Raw genomic sequence first — 21,879 nt, 5'->3', positions numbered from 1 at the left:
TCGCGCCGAGAGAGCGATAAAACCGTTCGTCATTGGGCGGAAGAACTGGCTATTTGCCAATACGGCCAATGGTGCGAACGCGAGTGCCATACTGTACAGTGTGATCGAAACCGCCAAGGCGAATGGGTTGACGCCCTTCGATTACTTGATGTACTGCCTTGAGCAGTTGTCACTTAAGCCCGAGTGTCTAGAACACTTGCTACCCTGGAATGCAAAACTCGGCTAGGTGCAGTTCTCCGGACGGATACAGACGAACCCTGAGGGCAGCGTCTGTATCATTTTTCTACTGCGTTATCGCTCATTGATGTAGTGCACTAGATTACAATCGCTCCGCCTTGTATAAAATCAATACAGAGTGCTGCAAAAATGAATGCGAAAGATAAACAGGCCCTAGCACTATGGCCTCATAGAATTGAGATCATTTCTTGGCTGGCTTGAGGGAGATCCACAGCTTGATGTGCCCCTTGACTACCACTACGTCATTTTCATCCAGTGCGGTAACAGATACCCGCATATCGCCTTCGACCCACTGCTCAGGCGTCACCTCGGCGATACAGCGGATATCGCTGCCGGCCTTGGCGGTATAGTCGACGCTCATGCCTTTGGGGATCCAGCGTAAGTGAGACGGAATCGAGGCCTCGGCCATGGTGCCCATGGCCATCTCCAGGCCATTACAGATGGCGATCACGTGTACAGTGCCGATATGGTTTTGTACTGACTTGCGTTTACGTACCAGCACCTGGCAGTAGTTGGGTCTGAGCTCTGTGATGAGGGGCTTAACGGTAGCGAAATAGGGTGCCATGCGAGACACCATGAGGGAAAAAATTTTATGGCCGAGTGGCCATTTTGTCACGCGGCGGTAGAGTGCCATCACTCTTTGATCTGTAGCGCGATAAATTCGGCAGATTTTCACGATAAATCAATTTTAAATAATTCCACTTTTTGAACGTGTCAGAGTACAAATTTGGCACGAATTCCCCTTCCGTCGACAAGAAATATCGCTTAGCCTGATGAGAATTCAAACTTCATCAAGGGATATTTATGGACTTCAAGTCGCTTATGTTAGCTCAATTTATTCAGCAAAGACTCCAGATACTTCACTTGGGACTTCATTACGAGGAGTTTAACTCCGCTTACCTTTTTGCTTGGTGGGAAGGCGTATATCCATTGTTAAGTGATTCTGATGGTAGCGTTATGACAAGACCGCACGAAATTTATTCAGACGTTTTTAGTGTACCAAAAGCTAAGGTAGAGATTGTTTATGACCGTCTGCTTCAGCTGTACGACCACAGTGAAGAAACTACGTTTTATGATATTGAAGATGAGTTTGGTATCAGCGGGGCTGCAAGACCTGGTGAATTCGGCGGGTATTCTTGGTCGAGAAGTGATCTAGTGTATATCTGCAAGTATCTCTATCTCGAAGATGCATTTCCTAAAGAGTTCTGGGAACGAGTGCTGCTGAATGGTCAATGTCCATCCGAGGCTCACTACGTTAAACGGGATTTCAACATCGCCACAGATATAACATTGATGTGGTGATAAAAAGGCAGAAGGTCCCACACCAACCATAAACCACTTTGACCTTCTGCCAAAACTTGCTTTAGTCCTACAGCCCCATATCGGCCAACATTGTTGCATTTGTCGCTTCCAGTTCGGCGGGATCTACCGTCGTGTAGATTTGTTTAATGAAGTGACCATACGAAGCAAGGTTGCTGGCCCCATCATTTAAGGTGTGAATGGCAATCAGTTGTTGAATACCAATACGCAACTCGTCTGATAGTGAAGCAGGGAAAGTGCTCATTACTTGTTCGTGCTTTAGACGCCACATTAAGCTTTTGGCCTGCTTTACCTTATAAGGGCGTTGTTGAACAAAAGCACAACTGCGCAGTTTAGAACAATCTGACAGATTTTTTCTCTGTGGCTAATACTTTTGTAAGCGCCATAGTGGCCTGTTGAATGAGAATTCAACACCGTTCGAATGCATGCAGCAGTGAAAAATGCTTTTAGTCAACAACGCCCCTTATAAGTAGATTGCTGCGAACCAACCCCCTGCCAATGGCTGAGCGTACGCTTACAGTTAGTGATGAGGCGAGAACAGTCATCAAAAGTAGACTCGGCTTCAGCAAGTTGCTACTTAGTTTAGATAGAGACTCCTTAATTGTACTAGTTCAGACCAGCCTCGTTATTGATTTTTTCTCGCAATAACGAGGCTGACCATACGTTTTATCGCTCCCTTAGGGGGAAATCTAGCTCGTCTTCGATGCCATTGTAGGCCTCACTGACAAGCTCATCATCTACTTTGAGATTAGCCAGGCGAAATACCTGTGCAAAGTCATATCCGGCACTAAAACCACACACCCTAGACAAAGCGAGCAACTTATAAATTTTGCTGCTGTACTCCTTTGGGATTTCGATAAGCTCTGCCAAATATTGCTCAATAAGTACAGCAGCCAAAGCTGTCCTTGCTCTTAGAAATTCATTGTGAAGATGATTTCGCGTATTTTTGTTCGCTGTGATTTTTCTTTCGGCATTAGTTATTAATGTTTCTATATCGGAACACTGCTCTTTAAGGCTGTTTAACTTGGCTTTTGCCAATTTAAGCTCATCGGCAGAAATGGCTTTATTCAAAGCCAAATTAGCTATTTGTAAATTTCCTTTTAATGGCAGTAAGTCTTCTTGTAGCGCTGGTAAGGTGCTGTTTTCAAGACGTTCTATTTCTCTTTCATTATTCTCATAGGTTGATTTAGCATGCTTTGTGGCATCTACGAGCTGTGAGATTGATTCTTTCATTGTACTTCCTTATTTAAAGCCAAAATATACAGTTTGTTGGAGAGCAAAAGCTTTGATATGGGCGTAAGTTACCATCCAGTTTAGTTAATGCTTGCGTCTGTTTTGCATGCTATGCGCCCAAGAACGTTCTCCTTGAGACTTTTCCCCACATAAAAAGAGCATTCGCGATAAACGTTGGTTCCGATTCTGATAACGGGCCATTTGTTTTCTCTGATATCGACGATACAGGCACATAGGTTCTTCCTTAAAAAGCTTGAGCTTTGTTGCTGAAAAACAATTTAGTTATTTTCAATGTTAATACTGGACTGGCGAATTGTCTCTCGTACTTGTTTGATAACATTATCTATTTGACGTGTCGTTAGTTGGTATTCCATCGCCAGTTCATGAGTGTTCCGCCCATTAAAAGCTTGATAGATACGAACATTGCGCAAGAAAAGCGCTAATGTGCCGCCACGGGGCAAATAAATGTCACGGCCACCAAGATAAAAAGAAATGTCAGTAATGAGCTTTTCAGCTAAAAGCGGCTTATTGAGCTTTTCTCTGGCTAAGCGGTTGTCAACAATGCTCACTAGAACGGCCAAGTTCTTAGGCCATTTCCGCTTAAGTTGATTTAACTGCTGAGTATTAAGCGAATCGAGGTCGAGTTGTTTATCATTTAAGGGCATCACACATTCCAAGTAGACGGTGTTTGTAGCCCTTATTAGATGATATCGGGAAGGTTTTCAGGATAAGAAATATTTCAGGAAAGAGAGGCTTTAATTATGAAGGATTAACTATCGCATCAACGAATTTTTACCTTTTTAAACTCTGAAGCATTAGCTTTCCCAAATGCAGCTGCCTGACGTATATAACCTGCACCAGAGTTATTGAAATAAGCGAAACCTTTTAGTCTCCACTGAAGAACCGATGGCCACATCCTAGGAGACGCATTTATAACTTGGCAATGCATTAGTGATTTCTCGTGTTTTCGAAACTGCTCTTTATCTGCGACTTTAAAATGCTCATCACCATTATTTCCAATTCCATCAAAAATGGCATAGTTTATCTTGTGTCTAAGTCTAGGCTTGTTTACTTTTACCGCATCGAATAAATCTGCAACATGGGTAGCATGTTCGGGATTTCTCACAAAAACATTGGCTCGACAATTTAGTAATTGGTGTTCATTTATAGCCTTGACATCTGCTTGATTAGTCATATTTACCCAGCCATTTTTATGAGAGGCGTTATAAACATTTCCATCATAGCCTAACATCAAAATTTTATCTGTTAACGGTAGTAGCAAAAGGTTACCCGCAGAACTTAGACCAAAAGACATACCTTTTGTTCGCGCATCCTGAAAATACCATCGATTGGTCAGGACCGCAGGATCATCAGAAGTAATGAAATCTAATGCAGTTTTATTATTAATTAAGCAGACTTTTAGATCTGTTAGGGTTTCAATGACCTTTGGAAACTTAGCAATTGACTCTTGTACAGCCTCTTTCATCTCGAGTCTGTATGCATAAGCCTTATCGCCAATTGCTTCATTCATACCTTCCGTCAGCTCAATATCACGCCGGGAAGCAGCCTCAGTTCTTAAATACTGTAAAAGCCAAAAACATTTTAAAAACTCACGATGCTCTTCAGATAACTTGTACCCTGCTGACTTGATTTGTTTAAGAATCGAAGAATACTGACCTTCTGTGGGTTGAAAAGCCTTTTCAAGAGTAAGATCATCTCCATAAAAGTAACTTTTTGAACACTGATTTTTGATCGGAGCCCCTTGGATGAACTTTTTTCTGTCTATATTGAATAGATTTATCGAGGAACCTGTATCGCTTACTGAAAATTGCCGTAGGTAGCATTGAGGGACATAATGCTGATTTTTATTACTTGCCATATAACCTCGAAACTTAGCTTGACCGAATACGTAATGGGTTAAACGGCCCATTCCTCATTGTAAGAGTCATCAGTCACCACAGATTTGCAGGTGTGACAGTGCCAAACTCCCTGCTGATAACCTTTATTGACGCAGCGAATGAGTTTATTACTGGCATCAAAACACTGTTGGCAAAAAGGCCCGTCTCTTTGACCATCTGTAATTTTCCAGTAAAAAGGCTCTTCCCAGATAAGGTTATCTTTTACTTTTAATTCGAGTTGGGCTTGAAGTCTTCTTATTTCAGTGTCTTTAGCAGCTAATAGCTCGGTAATGCTGGCGATTTCAATCCTTGCATCTGCTAAGTTACCAATCAGATCGGCCAATTTAAGCCTAAACTCAGCTTGGTCGAGTTGTTTCTCGCCATCTTTGATGAGTTTAGCTACATCCGCTGCTGTTTTGATGCTGGTTAAAGCTGCACTTACCATCGACATATCTACCATTTGAGGTTATCCATTTTAATTTGAAAGCACATGAAACAAGTGCCATCGTAGCAACCACGGTGACAACATCAAGTGCAATAGCGTTTAAATCCAGTTTAAATCTTTCTTAAAGCGTTTAACTAAAAAAAAGTGCGCCATGATAAGCAGTCGAAGCTAGACCCGCTTAAAATGGCGCTCAGGGCGTTTTTTACTGTTGAGTGGCTTGGCGGGCACGAACTTGGGTTAAGCCAACGGATAACAACATTTGAATACAGTTCAGTTGTCTAACAATGTACTTAGGTGAAATAGCGTGTAAATCCTTGGTTTCATCAATGAGTGACGACAACAGCTCAAGCAATTCAATTCCTGTTTCAATGTCATCCGTCCCACCACAGCCCATAAACAGTAGGTTTTGATGTTGGTTAATCGCATCGAGTAACAGTTGATTCATCGGTTAGCACTCCTTAATCAATTCTGCGGTAACAACGGGTTCTCCTAGCTCTTGGGCTAAGTTCATGGCTCGGGATACGAGGTTATTAACAATTTGCGGGTACACCATGCTAAAGCCATTCTCTTTGGTGGTGAGGCGAGCTTTAATGGCTTCATCACAATCTTCGGTCATGATTTTGCTGATTTGGCCGCCAGCGCGATCAAACTTGTGGGTAATGTAATTGCTAATTTCACCGTCTAAGTTAGGCACATGCTCAACCATACAGCGGCGGATAAACTCCCTTAACTGGTAGTTCTTGCGCTCGTTCAGCTTAATGGCTAATTCGGTTTGACCAATGAGCACAATGCCTAACAGTTTGGAAAAGCCATCTTCCAACTCCCAAAAGCGTTTCAAATACTTCAGAACTGGGATGCTGAGGTCATGGGCTTCTTCGATGATCAACACATGGCGTTGACCACCTTTCGACGCGACCCTAAGCAGACTTTCTACTTGACGGGCCTTGGCCTCCATTGATCGCTTAGGCTTTTCTTCACTGATATCTTCAATAATGGCGTCGCATAGCATTGCAGCAGTGACAACAGATTTATCAATAATGCGAGGCTGAATCACCGAAACATCACCATCTTGGGCGAGGTCTTCCAGAAGCTGTTTTCGCAACACGCTCTTACCGGCACCAGAATCACCTACTAAGGCTAAGATCCCTTGATGCCTTGCAGCATCGCGCATGGCCGCCAGTAGATATCGACTATCCTCGCTCAAATAGACATCTTTGGCTTCACGAATGTCATTTAAGAATGGGTTTTTAAACAGTTTAAAGTGCTTTAAGCTGGCATGTGTTAGCATTACAGTCTCCAGATTTAACTCGTCTTCGTGTGGTTTTGTTTGGAGTATCGTCTGGTCAGGGTTGGCAGACTCTGACCAGACACCCTCTATTTCAATATCTTTGCGTTGTAAAAAGTGGTGAACCTCATCCATAAATTGAGCTTGCTCCCTTTGGGGCAATACGCCGTGTTGCAAGGCTCTATGCACTATGGGGTATTGAAATGACATCTTCGCCGCAAGATCACTTATGGTATATCCAGCCTCATATAGCCGCTGTTTGAGCACAAGCATCATTGCCTCCTAAGTCATTAATGAACTGTTCAACTTGCTTACGAGTAAAGCCCGCTGGGTAGGCTTGCTTGAGAGCCTCCTTATAAGGTTGTAACGCTGCGCCTTTCAGGCTTAAGGATTCCGCTAATAGCTTCCACGCTTTGATTTCCGATAATGGTGGCTCATTAATATTTTGCATATCAACAAGTAAAGGCTGGCCTTTACGCTGCATAAAACTGGGCGGGGTTTGTTGTTTGATATCGGCCATGGCATCAATCGCCCCGTTAAATGCAACCTGGCGAACTCGACCTTTGCGGCTCTTTTTAATCTCAAGAGGATCACTCGTTCCCCAAGCCGTTTTATCCATCTCTTTTTTCCGGCGCTGAGGTGTGGTATCAGCGATGGCTGCGTAACTTGCACCATAAACAGGGGCGTTAACGTTAAAGCCTGCATCATCCTTTTCCACCGGCTCAACGATGTAGTTATGGAGCTCACCATACTCATCGACACGCTCGACATCTATTGCCGGACAGCGATATAAATTCACGCTGACAAACACTTTTTCACCAGCATGTACGCCTAAGTGCTCAAGGGAATAGCTCATAGAGTTATATGCCTTACTAGGAACAAAGGTGATGCTCAGATCGTTTGCCTTAACAGTGCGTTCAACTCTATCTGTCTGCACAAAGCTACGCATAACATCAACATCAGGCGCTAGTCGCAGCTGCTCAGGACGAATCGTCTGATACAGACCATAACGAGTTTGCCCATGCCTGGTGTGCTTGAATTGGCTTTGAAAACCAATAGACCAGAGTGTCGCCATAGCATTAAGTTCTTCAATGTTATTAACCACTTGAAAGGCAAGGCGTGATTCAAATTTCTTTTCAACTACGTTATGCATACTTTCAACTTGCCCCTTGGCATAGGGTTTACCTGGCGTGTGGACGCGATGATCGACATTCAATTTATCCAGCAGTCGTTTAGTCATGGCCGCCATGTTGGCAGAACCCGCATCCCAAATCAGAATGAAAGGCACGCCATGCATGAGTTCGTTATTCGAACGCTTGCTAAAGGCTTCAATTAAAAATTGCGTAATGGCTTCCACGCTTTCACCAGGCGACAGAATGTAGCTCAAGTGAAATGCGCCGCTGTAGTGGTCAGTAACAAGGTAGCGAAGCACACGGTCATTCTTCACTCGCTCAAGGTTTGCAGGTTTATTTTTGTAAAATTCGGACTCCTCCATGACCTGTAAACCCTCTTGGTTTTTGAGGTAATACAGCACACAGATTGAGACATCGAATTGCCATACATGGTTAGGATGCAGGCTGCGCATACTGCGCGTTATCGGGTTGGCGTTAAGTTGCTTGGGATGTACATTGAACTCGTCCATCTTTCTCAGCATCGTGGAGGCTGAGCACTTATTGGCTAGGTGACCATTGGCAAAGGCGATATTAATCGCATCCTCAACCGACATAAGCGATTTACTATTTTGGCGCTGAGATTGGCGAATTAAGTTTGATACCCAAGTAGTTTCTTCCAACGTCACCCGAGATTGACCGCTATCTGAGCGTTTTTTACGTTCAGATGACCAGCCTATCTGTGACAGTTTTTCATAAATCGTGCAGCGCGTTAAACCGAGGAACTTGCAAGCACGATCAACTATTGCGCCTTGCTGACCATGCCCTGCTGAAGCTAATTCTTGAGCAATACCATCTAGGTATTTAATCTGCTCAATGGGTAAAGTTGACATCATTGAGCTGATCCTTGTTGATAAATCATCAGCTCATTGTTGAGGGCTGTGATAATGGTTTGATCAAGGCCAACTCGGGCACTACCTTCCATCATTCGTGAGATGATATCGTTCATACTGCCGTGATACTCATCATTAAGATCACATGGATGGTCAACGGCTTGAATTGCTGCAACTGCATCTTCAAAGGCGGCTAACCCTTTGAAAACCTCATATTTAGCGTTAATGATGGCTTGGCTTAATACTTTATTGCGCTCGGCTTCCAACTGTTTAACTTGGGCGGGAGTCCCTTTACCCTTGGCAATCTCAAGTGCTTTTTCAAGTTCTTGGATTTGTTTGCCTTTCTTTTCTAAAAGCTGATCAGAAGCTTTAGCCGATAGTTCAAGATGCTCAACTTTTTCATTGAGTTGATTTGATTCTGCGCGATGTTTAGCGGCCATTTCTTCGATGATATCGAGTGCTTCTTCTTTACTATCGACGAGCAGTTGATCGCCGTCCACAATGGCTTTGAGCTCGTTCTCAGGTAGTTGGCGCAAGCGGCGTAAGTCGCGAATGCCCATACCGATAGATTGCAGCGACTCCAATGCTTTCATCCCAAAGATTTCGGCGTTCTTGATTTGCTCATCAACCATTTGGCGGGACATTCCTAGATACTCACAAAAGTCATCCCAAGTCCCAGTAAAAACCGCGCCATGTTTGCCTTTTTTACCTTTGAGTAATTTGTACTGCTTTGATTTCTTGATGTTTCTTAAATTTTCAAGACTTATAACATTAGAAAAATCGGCTAATGCTCGCGCCATTTTTGCTTGACCCGCTAGCAAACAGAGCTCCATTAAATCTTCTGTGGACCCATTGCTAACTGCGGCTTCAATCGTGGTTTCCATTGTCTGCGTGATTTCTGCTTGGGCTTCTCCGATTCGTTGCATTTCCAAACCATGCATGATTTCGGATGGGGTTGGGTTTAATGAGGATTTGTTCATAGCTGTTCTCCAGCAACAGATTGATATTTTTCTTTTATTTGGTGGATCATTTGTAGCCTTTGATTCTGGTATTGATGCGCCAAGGCCAGGAGTTTTTCTGACATACACCAGCGCTCGCTGCGTCCATCCACTTCAACAGACTTAAGCCACCCCAAACGCTCCCAGGTGCACAGCAAGCGGTAAGTGGTTGTTCTGGCATAGCCCGACTGGTATTGCAGTTCATCAAGCGTTTTACCTGTCAGTGACCCGCTGGAGACAAGCTGAAACACTCTAAGGGCTTTAATGGTGACATCCTTACTCCGTTCAATTTCAATCGCATTCATTGCCGTTACTCCATCTATAACCATTTGATCATTCAGAGTGTTACCGCCTAACGCTCTACGACGGAAATTAAATGCCAGCCTTAATAATGTCGGTGAGACCCGCCAGCACACGGAGCGATCATCAAGCGCCACCTGTTCTAGCCAGTTCATCGTGGTAAAGCTCATCAGTGCGCGGTGCACCGTTGTTCGAGGCTGGCCTGACTGTTTTTGCAATTGCTTAAGCGTGTTGCCCAGATCTCCTTGTTCCGCGACTAGCTGAAAAATAGCCTCAGCTTTGACTAAGGTGTTGGTGTTTCTGACTTTTGGAGGTTGATAACTCATACAGCTTTCCTCTTCATCATCAAGTAGCGACTTAACCCTGCTCGACTCGGCGTTCTCGCTGCACCAAACTTGGCTTCAACCCTTGCTAAAATCTCTTTTTGCTCCATATAAGGAAGTGAAAGAATAAAGGCCTCTACTTCAGGATCTTTGGTGATTTTGTTAGGTCGGCCTCTCCTATAGGTATTGGCGCACTGTTTCAGCTCTGGTAAGGGGGATTTATCAAAATTCAAAGATAGCTTAGCTTCAGTTAGTACTGTCATCGCTTCATGCTTTTCTAAGCCTTGCAGCAACTTAGCAATAGCCATAGTTAGATATTGGTTATTCATCAAAGCCTCCATCCAGCTCTAGCTGGGGTTGACTGTGTTGCTCCACGTTTTGGTGATGCCAGGCAACACCTTCAAGTAACTGCGTGAGCGATGACAATGTTTCAGCTTGATTTGCACTACCTTCGTAAAATGCCAGGATCAAGCTGACACTCTGCGTAAAAGAAGCCTGCAACTGATTAATATCCATCGCCTTTACTTTGCGGCCAGTGGGAATATCAATTAGCAGCTTATGGGCAGCATGGCCTAAATAACGTGTGACAAAATCGGCACCACAGGTCTGTTCTAATGGGCGGATCATTAGGGCTGGTAAGCGACCGGACTCCATCCATTTATAGATCACCCACTTATTTGCGAGTCCCATGCCATCGGCCACACGATCAACGCTGAAATTATGCTTTTGCCTAGCAACTTCGAGGCATAGCTCAATTGCGTGAGGGATAGAGACGGCATTACGTTTAAGTAAACTGGTTCTAGCCATTGGAATCTCCTCTAAAAAAGCATTAAACAGTGGTTCCAAAAACACCCAAGGATTGCTCCTTTTCAGTGTTGCTTGGGCTGTTATGCTCATATTCAACTTCATGCCACGTTGGAAATTGCAGCTATGCCGGATTCACTAATCAGCTCTGCCCGTAACGCTTTCCCCTTTGGGCCATCCCATGTGCCCATCAGGCAATGGATAGCATTTTGTGGCTTGATGCCGTTATTGCGGCACCATTTGGTTAGGGAAGAGCCTTGGCCAATAAAGCCTGCTCGCACTTGGTTATATAGGTCACGGCTAGGGGTATGGTTGTTGACGTTCATGCGCTGACACCTCATTATGTATTAACGTGATTAATTAGGTTTATGCATTAGACCTAACTAGGTTTAATAATATACCTCATTAGGTTGATGTTAACACCTGATGTGGCATTTTTATTTGTAGAGGGTTTATGAGTTCGATAAGCGAAAGAATGAAGCTAGTTATCCTGGAGAAGCAATTCTCAATAAAGCAAGCATCGGAAGAGACTGATATCCCGTACAGATCATTGCAAAATTATCTTAATGGGCAACTTCCAGGGCCTGATGCTCTGGTTAAGTTTCGCGAAGCGTTTGATGTTGACTTAAATTGGCTTCTAACTGGTGAAGGAGAAATACATAGACAATCGACCAAAGCAAATAGTCAAATTGATAGTAAGCTTCAGAAACAAATAGTAATTCAGCTTAAAAAAAGTATGCCGCAATTGTTTAAGCACATAGAAACACATTCTGCTTTGAAGATTTTTTCTTTGATTTATAACACCGTGTGCCACCTTGATGACACTGATATGCGCCATGTAGTTATTACACAATCTGTCGGGCTTTATTTGGCGGGGTTACAGGATGATTGGACTGAAACTGCTTTAGAGGCTGCATCCAAGGCAACAACCACTGATGAACAAGAAGGCCTGAAAGAATTTGCTGAATCAATGCAGAGAGGTAAAGACAAGATACTCAAAAAACATGGGGTTAACTTACCTTCCACAGAAAGTGGGGACACTCATGTTACTCAAAATATTGGTGGTTCAAATCACGAAATTGCAGGTAGAGATATAAACAAAGGCAAGTAGGATGGCTCAAAGCGAAAAAGAACTTGGGATAAATCAGTATATCAAAGGTCCCGGTCATCTAATTGCTGGCCGCGATGTAATCAAGCAGCTTGACATACATATCCAGGGGCAAGAATCGAGCATTGATCATAACAATCCAAACGCAATAGATTGCCCTTTTTGCGGTAAAAAAACGTTAGCAACCTCGGTATTGTGTAGAAAGTGCTATAGCCCAGTGAAGGATCATTTTGATGAGCAGCTTGAAGAGCATAGACAGGCTGAACTTAAGAGGTTTCGCGAAAAGTCTGAAATAATCTTCGCTTGCTCGATTTCGCTTGTAGGTTTTGTCTTCGCTGTTTTTGCTTTCTTTAGATTTGATGGACTGATGGAATTAGTGGGTGTTGGTTTTGCAATTACAGTGTGCCTTATTGGAATACTTAAACTCCTACTTCACTATGTAATCAGAGCACTTGTGAACAGGTTTACGAGGTAGGTTAATGGATCAGCAAAGTTACCAGGCGACTCAACAAATCGAAGGGCAAAATCATCAAATCGCAGGCCGCGATATAGTTAACCATTGGACTATCGACCCGAATCAACCAAAGTTGTTATCCTTATGTACTGTTGAAGAATTAAGAGTTCAGAGAGACTTCAGTAAAGAAATAATCAGGGATGCTGAAGCCAAGATTTGGGGTAGCCTTCCGTCCAAAATCCTGATGATTACCATGCCAACCTGGTTTTTTCTTTCTTGGCATCATAGCAGTGTCGGCCAATGGTTGTTTTACGCCTTCATTCTTGGAGTGATTTTTCCTGGTCTTACTCAACTAAAGTTCGTCAATAGAGAACGGCCAGTGATAGAGATTGAAAGACAGCGGCTGAATAACATTTACTACATCCTTCGAAGCCGCAAAATTGATGAGAGATAACCTGTTTTATTTTGGTTAAACCATCCCAAAATGAGCCAATCTAATTTTTTCTGATCCCGTCAAATCTTACCTATTTATCGTGCAATGGGCTCTTAATTATCGTGGGTTAGATCAACTCTTGTCGGTTTGTTGGTCATTGGCTTACTCGTTAGTCGAAACTGTTCTTTCTTAATAGAAAGCGCTCTGGGTTTAATAGAAAACTCATCTGGTCTGATGAGTTGTTAGACTAGCCCAATAACAAGCGGTTAACAATAGCGGTGCGAATCGCCTGTCTAAAGCAAACTTCATTTTCCTTTGTTTGTGCTGGGCGCGTATAATCGGCCCCTGAGGCTTTTGGCCCATAGAAAATCATTAACTTAAGGATCTTGAGTGAAATATCTGCTGACTTATTTCAAAGGAATGGCCATGGGGGCCGCCGACGTGGTACCCGGTGTTTCCGGGGGCACCATCGCCTTTATTACCGGTATTCTCGACCCCCTGCTCGATAGCATACGCAGGGTTAACCCTAGCCTTATCGGCATCATACGCCAGCAAGGCGTGAAGGCCGCCTTTATGCATATCAATGGGCCTTTCCTCATCGCCGTGTTTGGCGGCATCCTGACCAGCATCTTTACCCTGGCTAAGTTGATTACCTATCTGCTGCATACTCAGCCGATCCCCGTGTGGTCCTTCTTCTTCGGCCTCATTATCATCTCTGTGGTGCATATGCTTAAGCAGGTGAAGGGATTCTCCATGGGACGCCTGCTGCTGTTTGCCCTCGGGGTAGCTTTTGCCTGGGGGATCACAGTGCTGCACCCTATCGACATGCAGATGACCTACCTCAACGTGTTCATCGGCGGCAGTATTGCCATCTGCGCCATGTTGCTGCCGGGGATCTCAGGCAGTTTCATCCTCTTGCTACTTGGTCTCTACACCTCGGTGCTGGGCGCGGCCAAGAGCCTGGATATTCCAGTTCTTCTGACCTTCGCCTGCGGCTGCGTGGCTGGTTTGCTTTCGTTTAGTCACCTGTTGTCGGCGCTGCTGCGTAAGTATCATGATGCGACGCTGATTTTTCTCACCGGCCTGATGCTCGGCACGCTGGGAAAGATCTGGCCCTGGAAGCAGGTACTGACCTGGCGTGAAAACTCGGCGGGCGAGCAGGTGCCGCTGCTGGAGCAGAACCTCTCTCCTATGAGTTTCGAGCAGCTAACCGGGCAGCCGGCGCAGCTTGGTCTGGCGATTGGCGCCATGTTGGTGGGTATCGGCCTAGTATGGGCGCTGGAATACTTTGCAGGCGATAATGCAAGTGCGGGTAGCAAAGATGAATAAGTGGATACTGCTCATTGCACTCGGCTTGAGTGCCTGCTCGAGCGGAATAAGCATGAGTATGACGACTGAGGCAGAGCCAGAAGGGGATCCTCTAATAGTGAAAGATCCTATGTCTCAGGACAATCAGCGCATCATAGATGATGCCAAGCAAGATGGCCGCCTGAACAAGGATTAACGGCGGCCAGAGCTTATGATTCGTGAAAGGCGGGCCTAGAGCTTGTTGATCTTTCAAGTTTAATTTTTGTTCAATCTAAACGCGTTTTGCGCGAGGCGAGAGCCATGAAGCATAGTTACTCTATGTGAATGGCGAACAACAAAGAAATCGTCTGGAACGATTTCTAACAGCGTTGCTGACCGCCTGCGGTGAAAGGCTGGAAGCCTTTCATAAAGTGCAGCGCGCGTATAGATGAACCCTCCGGGCAGCGTTTGTAGGCCATTTCTACGGTGTTATCGCCAGTTTGTGTAGGATACTACACGGCACAGGCTCTGCCTTGTATAAATCACCTTCAAACTGCTGAAAAAACAAACGGCAAAGATCAACAGGCCCTAGCCAGCCTGACGCGAATTATCGACGGTTTTCTTGTCGTAGTATTCGAAAGGAAATTGGTTGCGGATACGCTGAATGATAGCATCGCTGACATTGGCCGACACATGCAGCCTGACGCTGCCGCTCTTCTCGGCGCGCACGACACAGGTCAGTTTTTCACTCTTGGCAATCGATTTACATTCCCGTTGAAACTTCTCTGGTATCTTGCCCTTGTGGGAGATGAGCCGGCCATCTTTAAAATGCATCTCAAAGAGGGTCAGGCCGCGTTTACCCGAGAAGATCAGCTTGTAGATCAGAATCAGGCCCACCAGGATAAAGGCGATTTTAAATAGGGTTTCGGTCATAGTCACTCCTTAGCGTTATAGTTTGAAGATACTCCCAGCTAAGGGTTTTTCCTAGCGGCTTAGATCAAATTTTAATAAACTGGCTATACTCTCCAAAGGATTATCACAGGTTAAGGAAAACACTATGCATCTGTCTAATGCCCGCCGCTGGGAAAAACTCTGCCATCAGCAAGCCAATATACTTCAAGGGTTGTCACAAACCTTTCCCGAGCGGACGCAGGCGCACCAGGAGTTAGTCAACTATTGGCGGGGATTGGCCGAGCGCGTCCGCCGGGAAGAGAGCCTGAAGCTGTAATACCAATCGTAATAAATAATTGATCATTCTAGCTTGTTAAAACGCTCGATAACTGTATTAGTATTTTTAATTGTAGAATAACTACTTATCTAAAAATCCTGCTTTGTTCTCAAGCGTTTTTCCTGCGCTATTTCTGACCACATATTTACTGTGATTGGTATAATAAAAAACCGTCAATATTGGCGGTTTTTTTACAATCACTTGGTTGGGAAAGAAATGGGGTTAGAAGGCGTAGCTGGCAGTGGCCAGTATGGTGCCTTCGTTTTTCCATGGGCCATCGCTGATCTCGTTGTCGCTGCTCAGGTTAGTGCCTAACCAGGCCAATGACAGGCCGACACCAGCCACCTCGGTGGATACGCCGATAGAGTAATCGACATAGTTCTCACCCCAGTCCAGATCGGCACCGTCGCCATAGTTATAGCCCACGTGTGCATCTATGCTCCAGTTCTCGGCAAACTCATAGGAGTAATTCAGCTCACTGTAGTGCATGGCAACATCGGCGTTGGCATAGTCGTTGGTATACCACTGAGCGAAGTGGAAGTCGGCAAAGTAGAAGCCCAGTGAGGCTTCGAGATACTTAGTGCTCTCGTCTTGGCCGGGATAGGTGTAGTAGGTCAGGGTGAAGTCATATTCTACCGTATCGTCTTCGCCAAAGGCGCCGGCATAACCGGCGTAGAAGTCGACTTCGACATCGGCATCATAGCTTTCATCATCGACATTACTGCCCCAGGCGCCGATGAAGAAACCACTTTCCATGCTGTAGTCTATGCTGGCTTGAACGGCAAAGTCGCCTGCGGTTTGCGAGATACCGCGGAAGCGGTAATCGTTGGTGACGCCAATTTCTCCTGAGACTTCGGCCTGTGCCAAAGGTGTTATTAGCGCGGTTGCCAAGGTTAAGCCAGCTAGCTGGGCTATCCGTTTCTTATTAAATTTTTTATACACGGTGGTTTCTCCATTTCACTTGGTTGACACCGATCCACGTAGCAAGCTACATAGATCAGATTAAGCCAAACAACAGCTAAACAGCTGAGACGACATGGCAATGATTTTGGTTATTTTTGCTCAAATACGACGTAAACCTTGCGGCACTCCTGCAGCACTTTCCATACGCCCTTAAAGCCGGCGGGGATGACGAAGCGATCGCCCTTGGTGACCGTCAGGCTCTTGCCTGCCTCATCAATGATCTCGCTGCTGCCCGATAAGATCTCGCAATATTCATGTTCGCTGTAGTTGACCTTCCAACTGCCGACTTGGCCCTGCCAAATTCCGGCGTGAAATTGATCGCAGGGACTGGAGTAATGATTTTCCAGCTGCTGCTTGGGATCCCCGCTGAGGATCTTTTCCTGTGCCACCTCATAGTGTTCCGCCTTAACCTTATGCTGGCCAAAGTTGATGATGGCATCGATCGTCTGTGTCATGTTGGCTCCAAAATACAGATAGACTTAAGGCGCAGCGAGGCGCCCTAAGCTTAGTTTATTTCATGGTAGGCATCACAAATTCTGCCTGGCCGCTGTTACCCTTAGGCCAGCGGGCGGTGATCGCCTTGCGCTTGGTGTAGAAGCGCACGCCATCGGGACCATGCATGTGCAGCGGGCCGAAGAGGGAGCGTTTCCAGCCGCCGAAACTATGGAAGGCCATAGGCACTGGGATAGGTACGTTGACCCCGACCATGCCAACCTGTACATGGTGGCAGAAGTGTCTGGCGGCCTCGCCGCTCTGGGTAAAGATGGCGGTGCCGTTACCAAACTCGTGCTCATTGATCAGCGTCAGTGCCTCGGCGTAATCCTTGACGCGGACGATGGCCAGCACGGGACCGAAGATCTCCTCCTTATAGATAGTCATCTCGGGCGTGACATGGTCAAACAGGCAGCCACCAAGGAAGTAGCCCTGTTCATGACCGGCTACGTTCAGCTGACGGCCATCGGCCAGTAGGGTCGCGCCTTCACTCACGCCAGTGTCCACATAGGAGCGCACCTTCGCCAGATGCTGGGCGGAGATCAGAGGCCCCATCTCCATCACACCCTCCAGACCATTACCGACCTTGAGTGCCTGGATTTGTGGCAGGAGCTTCTCTACCAGGGCATCGCCCACATCACCGACAGCGAGAACCACAGAGATCGCCATGCAGCGCTCACCGGCGCTGCCATAGGCGGCGCCCATCAGGGCGCTGACCGCCTGATCCAGATCCGCGTCTGGCATCAACAGCATGTGGTTCTTGGCGCCGCCCAGCGCCTGCACGCGCTTACCGTGTGCGGCCGCGGTCTGGTAAATATATTCGGCAATTGGCGTCGAACCGACGAAGCTCACCGCCTGAATATCCTTGTGAGTCAGCAGGGCATCGACCGCTTCCTTGTCGCCGTTGACCACGTTGAACACGCCTTCTGGCAGGCCGGCTTCGGTGAGCAGTTCGGCCATGCGCATCACAGAGGTGGGATCTTTCTCCGATGGCTTCATGATGAAGGTATTGCCCGCGGCGATGGCGATGGGGAACATCCACATTGGCACCATGACCGGGAAGTTGAAGGGGGCTATGCCAGCCACGACCCCGAGAGACTGGTTGAGTGTCCAGGCATCGACGCCGCCGCCGACCTGCTCAGTGTGTTCGCCCTTGAGCAGGTGGGGAATGCCACAGGCAAATTCCACCACCTCCAGGCCGCGGATGATCTCGCCCTTGGCATCGTCGAGCACCTTGCCGTGTTCACGGGTGATCATGGCGGCCAGCTCGTCCATGTTGGCCTCGACCAATGCCTTGAACTTGAACAGAATACGGGCGCGGTTTAGGGGCGTCATCTCAGACCAGGGGCCATGGGCTTTCTTAGCCAGCTCGATGGCTGCATCCACCTCGACGGCGCTGGCCAGAGAGACGTTGGCCTTGTGCTCGCCGGTGGCGGGTTCGAAGACGGCGGCGCTGCGGGCACTCGCCTGGGTGTGCTGGCCGTTGATGTAGTGGTTTATCTGCTGCATAGCGCGTAAATTCCCTGCAAAATCTCTAATGTGTTCTGGTTATTCTGAATTAGCCAACTGTGGTGATGGCATCGCTTAGGGTGTTGACCATCTGATCGATTTGAGCCTCGTCAACAATCAGAGGTGGCGACAGGGCGATGGTGTCGGCGGTGGCCCTGACCAGGGTGCCATTCTTGAAACAGGTCTCGAAGATGCCGAAGCCTCGCTTGCCTATGCCCTTATCGCTCGGGCAGAACTGGATTCCGGCCACCAGGCCTGTGTTGCGTATGTCGATAAGATTCGGCAGTCCCTTGAGGCTGTGCACCGCACGCTCGAAGTAGCCTTCCAGCGACTTGGTGCGCTCAAACAGCTTTTCTTGCTGATAGATATCTAAGGTGGCGAGCGCTGCGGCTGCGGCGACCGGGTGACCCGAGTAGGTGTAGCCGTGATAGAGCTCGATGGCGCCTTCGGGGGCGTCCATGCTGGCATCATAGATGGCATCGTCGATCAGCACGGCGCCCATGGGAATGGTGCCGTTGTTAAGCGCCTTGGCGGTGGTGATCATATCTGGCGTCACCTCCCAGCGCTGGCTGGCGAAGGCGTCGCCTACGCGGCCAAAGCCGGTGATCACCTCATCGAAGATCAGGAGGATGCCGTGCTTGCGGGTGATTTCGCGCAGGCGTTTGAGATAGCCTTGGGGCGGCAGAATGACCCCGGCGGAGCCCGACATTGGCTCGACGATCACCGCGGCGATATTCTCGGCGCCGTGTAGGGTGATGAGTTGCTCAAGTACCTCGGCTTTCTCTGCGCCGGTTTCCGGCAGGCCCTTACAGAAGGCGTTTTGCTGGATATCCAGGGTGTGGGGAAGATGATCCACACCTTGCAATAGCTGCTGGCTGAAGGTGCGGCGATTGCCGCCGATACCGCCGACCGAGATGCCGCCGAAGCCGACGCCATGGTAGCCGAGTTCTCGGCCGATAAAGCGGGTACGGGTCGCTTCACCGCGGGCCCTGTGGTAGTTAAGGGCAATCTTTAGTGCCGTGTCGACAGACTCAGAGCCTGAGTTGGTGAAAAATACCTTGTTGATCCCCTTGGGGGCGATGGCGGCGAGACGCTCGGCAAGTTCGAAGGCCAGCGGATGACCCATCTGGAAAGAGGGGGCATAGTCCATCTCGTGGATCTGTTTGCTGACCGCCTCTGAGATCGCCTTGCGGCCGTGCCCGGCATTACAGCACCAGAGACCGGCCGTGCCGTCGAGGACGGGGCGGCCGTTGACATCCTTGTAGTACATCCCTTCGGCCTGCGCGAGGAGGCGGGGACTCTGCTTAAACTGTCTATTGGCGGTAAAAGGCATCCAATAGTGTTCCAGTGTGCCTGTGGCCTGCTGGTCAGCTTTATTGAAATCTTCCATATCATCTACCCTGGTTCTGTGTAATTGTTGTTTTAGTGAGTGGTTGATATTCGCTATGCTATGTCAGAAATAATGAACATGAAAGCTTTTTGTTCATTATTTATAGCAAAAAATAACTTTTTGTAAAAAATATTGAAATCAAATGAGGGTTAAGCGTAATCTAGGGCAGGCACTGTTGCGCCGTACAGGGCGTGAGAGGGCGATCGAGCATTGATGCTAGAGCAATTATCACCCGTTAAGAGGTCAGAATGAGTACTCCACAAAATCGCGAACAATGGCAAGAGATGGCGGATAACCTGGTTATTCAGGGCAAGGCATTTATTAATGGCGAATACTGCGCCGCCGATTCAAATGACACCTTCGACTGTATCAGCCCTATCGATGGCAGGGTACTGACCCAGGTGGCCTGCTGCGATCTGGTGGATGCTAACCGCGCGGTGGCAAATGCTCGCGAGCTGTTTGAGCGCGGCGACTGGTCGCAGCTGCCGCCGGTGAAACGCAAACAGGTGATGATACGCTTTGCCGATCTCCTCGAGGCCAATAAAGATGAGCTGGCCCTGCTAGAAACGCTGGATATGGGTAAGCCCATCCGTTATTCCGGCGCCGTCGATGTGGCGGGGGCGGCCCGCGCCATCCGTTGGTCGGGTGAGGCGGTGGATAAGATTTACGATGAGATAGCGCCGACGGCCCACAACGAGATAGGCATGATCACCCGCGAGCCTGTGGGCGTGGTGGCTGCCATCGTGCCCTGGAATTTCCCGCTGCTGATGGCGTGCTGGAAGCTGGGGCCCGCACTGGCCACAGGCAACAGCGTGGTGTTAAAGCCGTCGGAGAAATCCCCTCTGACCGCCATTCGCATGGCACAGCTGGCGATAGAAGCCGGGATCCCCAAGGGGGTGCTCAACGTGCTGCCAGGTTACGGACACACAGTGGGTAAGGCGCTGGCGCTACATATGGATGTCGATACCCTGGTGTTTACCGGCTCGACCAAGATCGCCAAGCTGCTGATGATCTATGCCGGCGAGTCAAACATGAAGCGCGTCTGGCTGGAGGCTGGGGGCAAGAGTCCCAACATCGTCTTCAACGATGCGCCTAACCTGAAAGAGGCTGCCATTGCGGCGGCATCGGCCATCGCCTTCAACCAGGGCGAGGTCTGCACCGCAGGTTCGCGTCTGCTGGTGGAATCGGGCGTCAAGGATGAGCTTATCAAGCTTATCGAGGCCGAGATGCAGGCCTGGCAGCCGGGGCATCCGCTTGATCCTGCCACCACCTGCGGCGCCGTGGTAGATAAGCAGCAGCTGGATAATGTACTTGCCTATATCCGCGCCGGAGTGGCCGAGGGGGCGCAGCTGCGTCATGGCGGGCAGCAGGTGCTGGCCGAGACAGGCGGCGTGTATGTGGCGCCGACCATCTTTGCCAACGTGAAGAACGAGATGACTATCGCCAAGGAGGAGATCTTCGGCCCTGTCTTGTCGGTGATCACCTTTGATGGCATGGAGGAGGCGATCCGTATCGGTAACGATACCATCTATGGGCTGGCGGCGGGTGTCTGGACCTCTGATATCAGCAAGGCACACAAGACCGCCAAGGCGCTGCGCAGCGGCATGGTATGGATCAATCACTATGATGGCGGCGATATGACGGCGCCCTTTGGTGGCTATAAGCAGTCGGGGAACGGCCGCGACAAGTCACTGCACGCCTTCGACAAGTACACTGAGATCAAGGCCACCTGGATCGCCCTGTAAACTGAGGCGAGTAGTCTGTCAGACAAAAGGGTTTTCCCCATTGCTTTATAGTAATATCCCTTTAGTAATAGCCCTTTAGCCATAAAGGGCTTTTTTATGCCTGTCCGTTGGCGGGGTTAAAATAAGTCATACCAATCACAATAAGTATGTGATCAGCAATAGCGCAGGAAAAACGTTTGAGAACAAAGCAGGATTTTTAGGGAAGGTGCGAACAAGTCGTCGCACAGCTCTGGCTTTGATAGCAGCGACAGTTCAAGGCATTCAACTGAGGGCATGCCGAGGCCTGCTGAAGTTGAATAACGCCGAAATGGTGTTGCTATCAAAGCCCCGCAGGGCGAGGCTTACAGCGGTATTTGCTGCGTTACAGTTCTTGCGAAGGACTAGGGCCATTCGCTGCAAACTGTGCCTAGCATCTATCCACTTTA

At 47.8% G+C, this 21,879-nt stretch carries 27 protein-coding genes; 9 read left to right on the top strand and 18 right to left on the bottom strand.

The window, feature by feature from the left end; all coding sequences use genetic code 11:
* Positions 1-226: transposase domain-containing protein (locus L1D47_RS15530; protein ID WP_239883628.1), on the top strand; the 226-nt coding region annotated here is incomplete at its 5' end.
* A 192-nt stretch (positions 227-418) separates the two neighbouring features.
* Here L1D47_RS15530 and L1D47_RS15525 read toward each other — a convergent pair.
* A complete protein-coding gene (locus L1D47_RS15525) occupies positions 419-871 on the bottom strand; it encodes a hotdog fold domain-containing protein (protein WP_239885943.1) in 453 nt (150 codons plus the stop codon).
* Between the two features lie 170 nt (positions 872-1,041).
* Here L1D47_RS15525 and L1D47_RS15520 point away from each other — a divergent pair, with 170 nt between their 5' ends.
* Positions 1,042-1,539: a hypothetical protein gene (locus L1D47_RS15520; protein ID WP_239885942.1), complete on the top strand. Its 498-nt coding sequence runs from the start codon at positions 1,042-1,044 to the stop codon at positions 1,537-1,539.
* Between the two features lie 67 nt (positions 1,540-1,606).
* Here L1D47_RS15520 and L1D47_RS15515 read toward each other — a convergent pair whose 3' ends face one another.
* The 12 genes from L1D47_RS15515 to L1D47_RS15460 all read right to left on the bottom strand — a co-directional run bounded on the left by L1D47_RS15515 (position 1,607) and on the right by L1D47_RS15460 (position 10,938).
* Positions 1,607-1,801 carry a hypothetical protein gene (locus L1D47_RS15515; RefSeq protein ID WP_239885941.1) on the bottom strand — a complete coding sequence of 65 codons (195 nt, stop codon included), beginning with the start codon at positions 1,799-1,801 and terminating at the stop codon, positions 1,607-1,609.
* Positions 1,802-2,223: 422 nt separating this feature from the next.
* Positions 2,224-2,790 (bottom strand): hypothetical protein, encoded by a 567-nt coding sequence (locus L1D47_RS15510; RefSeq protein ID WP_239885940.1) that lies wholly within the window; start codon positions 2,788-2,790, stop codon positions 2,224-2,226.
* A gap of 278 nt (positions 2,791-3,068) precedes the next feature.
* The gene (locus L1D47_RS15505; RefSeq protein WP_239885939.1) at positions 3,069-3,455 is read right to left on the bottom strand and encodes a Mor transcription activator family protein; all 387 of its coding nucleotides are present in this window, start codon (positions 3,453-3,455) and stop codon (positions 3,069-3,071) included.
* Between the two features lie 116 nt (positions 3,456-3,571).
* Positions 3,572-4,669, bottom strand: coding sequence for a DUF4238 domain-containing protein (locus tag L1D47_RS15500; protein WP_239885938.1), 1,098 nt, complete (start codon positions 4,667-4,669; stop codon positions 3,572-3,574).
* A gap of 38 nt (positions 4,670-4,707) precedes the next feature.
* Positions 4,708-5,148, bottom strand: a complete 441-nt coding sequence (locus L1D47_RS15495) for a hypothetical protein (protein WP_239885937.1) — start codon at positions 5,146-5,148, stop codon at positions 4,708-4,710.
* A 187-nt stretch (positions 5,149-5,335) separates the two neighbouring features.
* Positions 5,336-5,578: a hypothetical protein gene (locus L1D47_RS15490; RefSeq protein WP_239885936.1), complete on the bottom strand. Its 243-nt coding sequence runs from the start codon at positions 5,576-5,578 to the stop codon at positions 5,336-5,338.
* Positions 5,579-5,581: 3 nt separating this feature from the next.
* Positions 5,582-6,694 carry an AAA family ATPase gene (locus tag L1D47_RS15485; RefSeq protein WP_239885935.1) on the bottom strand — a complete coding sequence of 371 codons (1,113 nt, stop codon included), beginning with the start codon at positions 6,692-6,694 and terminating at the stop codon, positions 5,582-5,584.
* On the bottom strand, positions 6,663-8,423 hold the full coding sequence (locus tag L1D47_RS15480; RefSeq protein ID WP_239885934.1) for a hypothetical protein: 1,761 nt from the start codon (positions 8,421-8,423) through the stop codon (positions 6,663-6,665). Before L1D47_RS15480 ends, L1D47_RS15485 begins: the two co-directional genes overlap by 32 nt.
* Positions 8,420-9,400, bottom strand: a complete 981-nt coding sequence (locus L1D47_RS15475; protein ID WP_239885933.1) for a hypothetical protein — start codon at positions 9,398-9,400, stop codon at positions 8,420-8,422. Before L1D47_RS15475 ends, L1D47_RS15480 begins: the two co-directional genes overlap by 4 nt.
* Positions 9,397-10,044, bottom strand: a complete 648-nt coding sequence (locus tag L1D47_RS15470; RefSeq protein WP_239885932.1) for a helix-turn-helix domain-containing protein — start codon at positions 10,042-10,044, stop codon at positions 9,397-9,399. The genes L1D47_RS15475 and L1D47_RS15470 overlap by 4 nt, the downstream gene beginning before the upstream one ends.
* Positions 10,041-10,370 (bottom strand): hypothetical protein, encoded by a 330-nt coding sequence (locus L1D47_RS15465; RefSeq protein ID WP_239885931.1) that lies wholly within the window; start codon positions 10,368-10,370, stop codon positions 10,041-10,043. The genes L1D47_RS15470 and L1D47_RS15465 overlap by 4 nt, the downstream gene beginning before the upstream one ends.
* Positions 10,363-10,938, bottom strand: coding sequence for a hypothetical protein (locus tag L1D47_RS15460; RefSeq protein ID WP_239885930.1), 576 nt, complete (start codon positions 10,936-10,938; stop codon positions 10,363-10,365). Before L1D47_RS15460 ends, L1D47_RS15465 begins: the two co-directional genes overlap by 8 nt.
* Before the next feature lie 361 nt (positions 10,939-11,299).
* Between L1D47_RS15460 and L1D47_RS15455 the strand changes: the two genes are divergently transcribed.
* From L1D47_RS15455 to L1D47_RS15435, 5 genes are all read left to right on the top strand, one after another.
* Entirely contained in the window at positions 11,300-11,956 is a 657-nt protein-coding gene (locus tag L1D47_RS15455) for a helix-turn-helix transcriptional regulator (RefSeq protein ID WP_239885929.1), read from the top strand.
* A 1-nt stretch (position 11,957) separates the two neighbouring features.
* A complete protein-coding gene (locus L1D47_RS15450) occupies positions 11,958-12,428 on the top strand; it encodes a hypothetical protein (protein WP_239885928.1) in 471 nt (156 codons plus the stop codon).
* Positions 12,429-12,432: 4 nt separating this feature from the next.
* Positions 12,433-12,861: a hypothetical protein gene (locus tag L1D47_RS15445; protein WP_239885927.1), complete on the top strand. Its 429-nt coding sequence runs from the start codon at positions 12,433-12,435 to the stop codon at positions 12,859-12,861.
* A 369-nt stretch (positions 12,862-13,230) separates the two neighbouring features.
* On the top strand, positions 13,231-14,169 hold the full coding sequence (locus L1D47_RS15440; RefSeq protein ID WP_239885926.1) for a DUF368 domain-containing protein: 939 nt from the start codon (positions 13,231-13,233) through the stop codon (positions 14,167-14,169).
* Positions 14,162-14,344, top strand: a complete 183-nt coding sequence (locus tag L1D47_RS15435; protein ID WP_239885925.1) for a hypothetical protein — start codon at positions 14,162-14,164, stop codon at positions 14,342-14,344. Before L1D47_RS15440 ends, L1D47_RS15435 begins: the two co-directional genes overlap by 8 nt.
* A 371-nt stretch (positions 14,345-14,715) precedes the next feature.
* Here L1D47_RS15435 and L1D47_RS15430 read toward each other — a convergent pair whose 3' ends face one another.
* Positions 14,716-15,060, bottom strand: a complete 345-nt coding sequence (locus L1D47_RS15430; RefSeq protein ID WP_041510279.1) for a DUF3634 family protein — start codon at positions 15,058-15,060, stop codon at positions 14,716-14,718.
* Positions 15,061-15,184: 124 nt separating this feature from the next.
* Here L1D47_RS15430 and L1D47_RS15425 point away from each other — a divergent pair, with 124 nt between their 5' ends.
* The gene (locus L1D47_RS15425; protein WP_239885924.1) at positions 15,185-15,355 is read left to right on the top strand and encodes a hypothetical protein; all 171 of its coding nucleotides are present in this window, start codon (positions 15,185-15,187) and stop codon (positions 15,353-15,355) included.
* Between the two features lie 222 nt (positions 15,356-15,577).
* Here the strand turns inward: L1D47_RS15425 and L1D47_RS15420 are convergent, their stop codons facing one another.
* The 4 genes from L1D47_RS15420 to L1D47_RS15405 all read right to left on the bottom strand — a co-directional run bounded on the left by L1D47_RS15420 (position 15,578) and on the right by L1D47_RS15405 (position 19,709).
* Positions 15,578-16,297 (bottom strand): TorF family putative porin, encoded by a 720-nt coding sequence (locus L1D47_RS15420; RefSeq protein WP_239885923.1) that lies wholly within the window; start codon positions 16,295-16,297, stop codon positions 15,578-15,580.
* Between the two features lie 110 nt (positions 16,298-16,407).
* Positions 16,408-16,773, bottom strand: coding sequence for a cupin domain-containing protein (locus tag L1D47_RS15415; RefSeq protein ID WP_041510281.1), 366 nt, complete (start codon positions 16,771-16,773; stop codon positions 16,408-16,410).
* Positions 16,774-16,828: 55 nt separating this feature from the next.
* Positions 16,829-18,319 (bottom strand): CoA-acylating methylmalonate-semialdehyde dehydrogenase, encoded by a 1,491-nt coding sequence (locus L1D47_RS15410; protein WP_239885922.1) that lies wholly within the window; start codon positions 18,317-18,319, stop codon positions 16,829-16,831.
* Between the two features lie 49 nt (positions 18,320-18,368).
* Positions 18,369-19,709, bottom strand: coding sequence for an aspartate aminotransferase family protein (locus L1D47_RS15405; RefSeq protein ID WP_239885921.1), 1,341 nt, complete (start codon positions 19,707-19,709; stop codon positions 18,369-18,371).
* A gap of 248 nt (positions 19,710-19,957) precedes the next feature.
* Here L1D47_RS15405 and L1D47_RS15400 point away from each other — a divergent pair, with 248 nt between their 5' ends.
* Entirely contained in the window at positions 19,958-21,454 is a 1,497-nt protein-coding gene (locus L1D47_RS15400; protein WP_239885920.1) for an aldehyde dehydrogenase, read from the top strand.
* The last annotated feature ends 425 nt before the right edge of the window (positions 21,455-21,879 follow it).

Source organism: Shewanella sp. Isolate7 (genome assembly GCF_022398425.1).
GTDB lineage: Bacteria > Pseudomonadota > Gammaproteobacteria > Enterobacterales > Shewanellaceae > Shewanella.
This window is presented reverse-complemented; position numbering and strand designations above follow the sequence as displayed.

Bases quoted from the DNA above. Each gene is read 5' to 3' on its own strand.
- L1D47_RS15520 (WP_239885942.1), top strand. From the start codon at position 1,042: ATGGACTTCAAGTCGCTTATGTTAGCTCAATTTATTCAGCAAAGACTC.
- L1D47_RS15495 (WP_239885937.1), bottom strand. From the start codon at position 5,148: ATGGTAGATATGTCGATGGTAAGTGCAGCTTTAACCAGCATCAAAACA.
- L1D47_RS15415 (WP_041510281.1), bottom strand. From the start codon at position 16,773: ATGACACAGACGATCGATGCCATCATCAACTTTGGCCAGCATAAGGTT.
- L1D47_RS15400 (WP_239885920.1), top strand. From the start codon at position 19,958: ATGAGTACTCCACAAAATCGCGAACAATGGCAAGAGATGGCGGATAAC.
- L1D47_RS15430 (WP_041510279.1), bottom strand. From the start codon at position 15,060: ATGACCGAAACCCTATTTAAAATCGCCTTTATCCTGGTGGGCCTGATT.
- L1D47_RS15455 (WP_239885929.1), top strand. From the start codon at position 11,300: ATGAGTTCGATAAGCGAAAGAATGAAGCTAGTTATCCTGGAGAAGCAA.
- L1D47_RS15435 (WP_239885925.1), top strand. From the start codon at position 14,162: ATGAATAAGTGGATACTGCTCATTGCACTCGGCTTGAGTGCCTGCTCG.
- L1D47_RS15470 (WP_239885932.1), bottom strand. From the start codon at position 10,044: ATGAGTTATCAACCTCCAAAAGTCAGAAACACCAACACCTTAGTCAAA.
- L1D47_RS15510 (WP_239885940.1), bottom strand. From the start codon at position 2,790: ATGAAAGAATCAATCTCACAGCTCGTAGATGCCACAAAGCATGCTAAA.
- L1D47_RS15505 (WP_239885939.1), bottom strand. From the start codon at position 3,455: ATGCCCTTAAATGATAAACAACTCGACCTCGATTCGCTTAATACTCAG.
- L1D47_RS15410 (WP_239885922.1), bottom strand. From the start codon at position 18,319: ATGCAGCAGATAAACCACTACATCAACGGCCAGCACACCCAGGCGAGT.
- L1D47_RS15515 (WP_239885941.1), bottom strand. From the start codon at position 1,801: ATGAGCACTTTCCCTGCTTCACTATCAGACGAGTTGCGTATTGGTATT.
- L1D47_RS15425 (WP_239885924.1), top strand. From the start codon at position 15,185: ATGCATCTGTCTAATGCCCGCCGCTGGGAAAAACTCTGCCATCAGCAA.
- L1D47_RS15475 (WP_239885933.1), bottom strand. From the start codon at position 9,400: ATGAACAAATCCTCATTAAACCCAACCCCATCCGAAATCATGCATGGT.
- L1D47_RS15500 (WP_239885938.1), bottom strand. From the start codon at position 4,669: ATGGCAAGTAATAAAAATCAGCATTATGTCCCTCAATGCTACCTACGG.
- L1D47_RS15525 (WP_239885943.1), bottom strand. From the start codon at position 871: ATGGCACTCTACCGCCGCGTGACAAAATGGCCACTCGGCCATAAAATT.
- L1D47_RS15465 (WP_239885931.1), bottom strand. From the start codon at position 10,370: ATGAATAACCAATATCTAACTATGGCTATTGCTAAGTTGCTGCAAGGC.
- L1D47_RS15445 (WP_239885927.1), top strand. From the start codon at position 12,433: ATGGATCAGCAAAGTTACCAGGCGACTCAACAAATCGAAGGGCAAAAT.
- L1D47_RS15485 (WP_239885935.1), bottom strand. From the start codon at position 6,694: ATGATGCTTGTGCTCAAACAGCGGCTATATGAGGCTGGATATACCATA.
- L1D47_RS15480 (WP_239885934.1), bottom strand. From the start codon at position 8,423: ATGATGTCAACTTTACCCATTGAGCAGATTAAATACCTAGATGGTATT.
- L1D47_RS15450 (WP_239885928.1), top strand. From the start codon at position 11,958: ATGGCTCAAAGCGAAAAAGAACTTGGGATAAATCAGTATATCAAAGGT.
- L1D47_RS15405 (WP_239885921.1), bottom strand. From the start codon at position 19,709: ATGGAAGATTTCAATAAAGCTGACCAGCAGGCCACAGGCACACTGGAA.
- L1D47_RS15460 (WP_239885930.1), bottom strand. From the start codon at position 10,938: ATGAGCATAACAGCCCAAGCAACACTGAAAAGGAGCAATCCTTGGGTG.
- L1D47_RS15490 (WP_239885936.1), bottom strand. From the start codon at position 5,578: ATGAATCAACTGTTACTCGATGCGATTAACCAACATCAAAACCTACTG.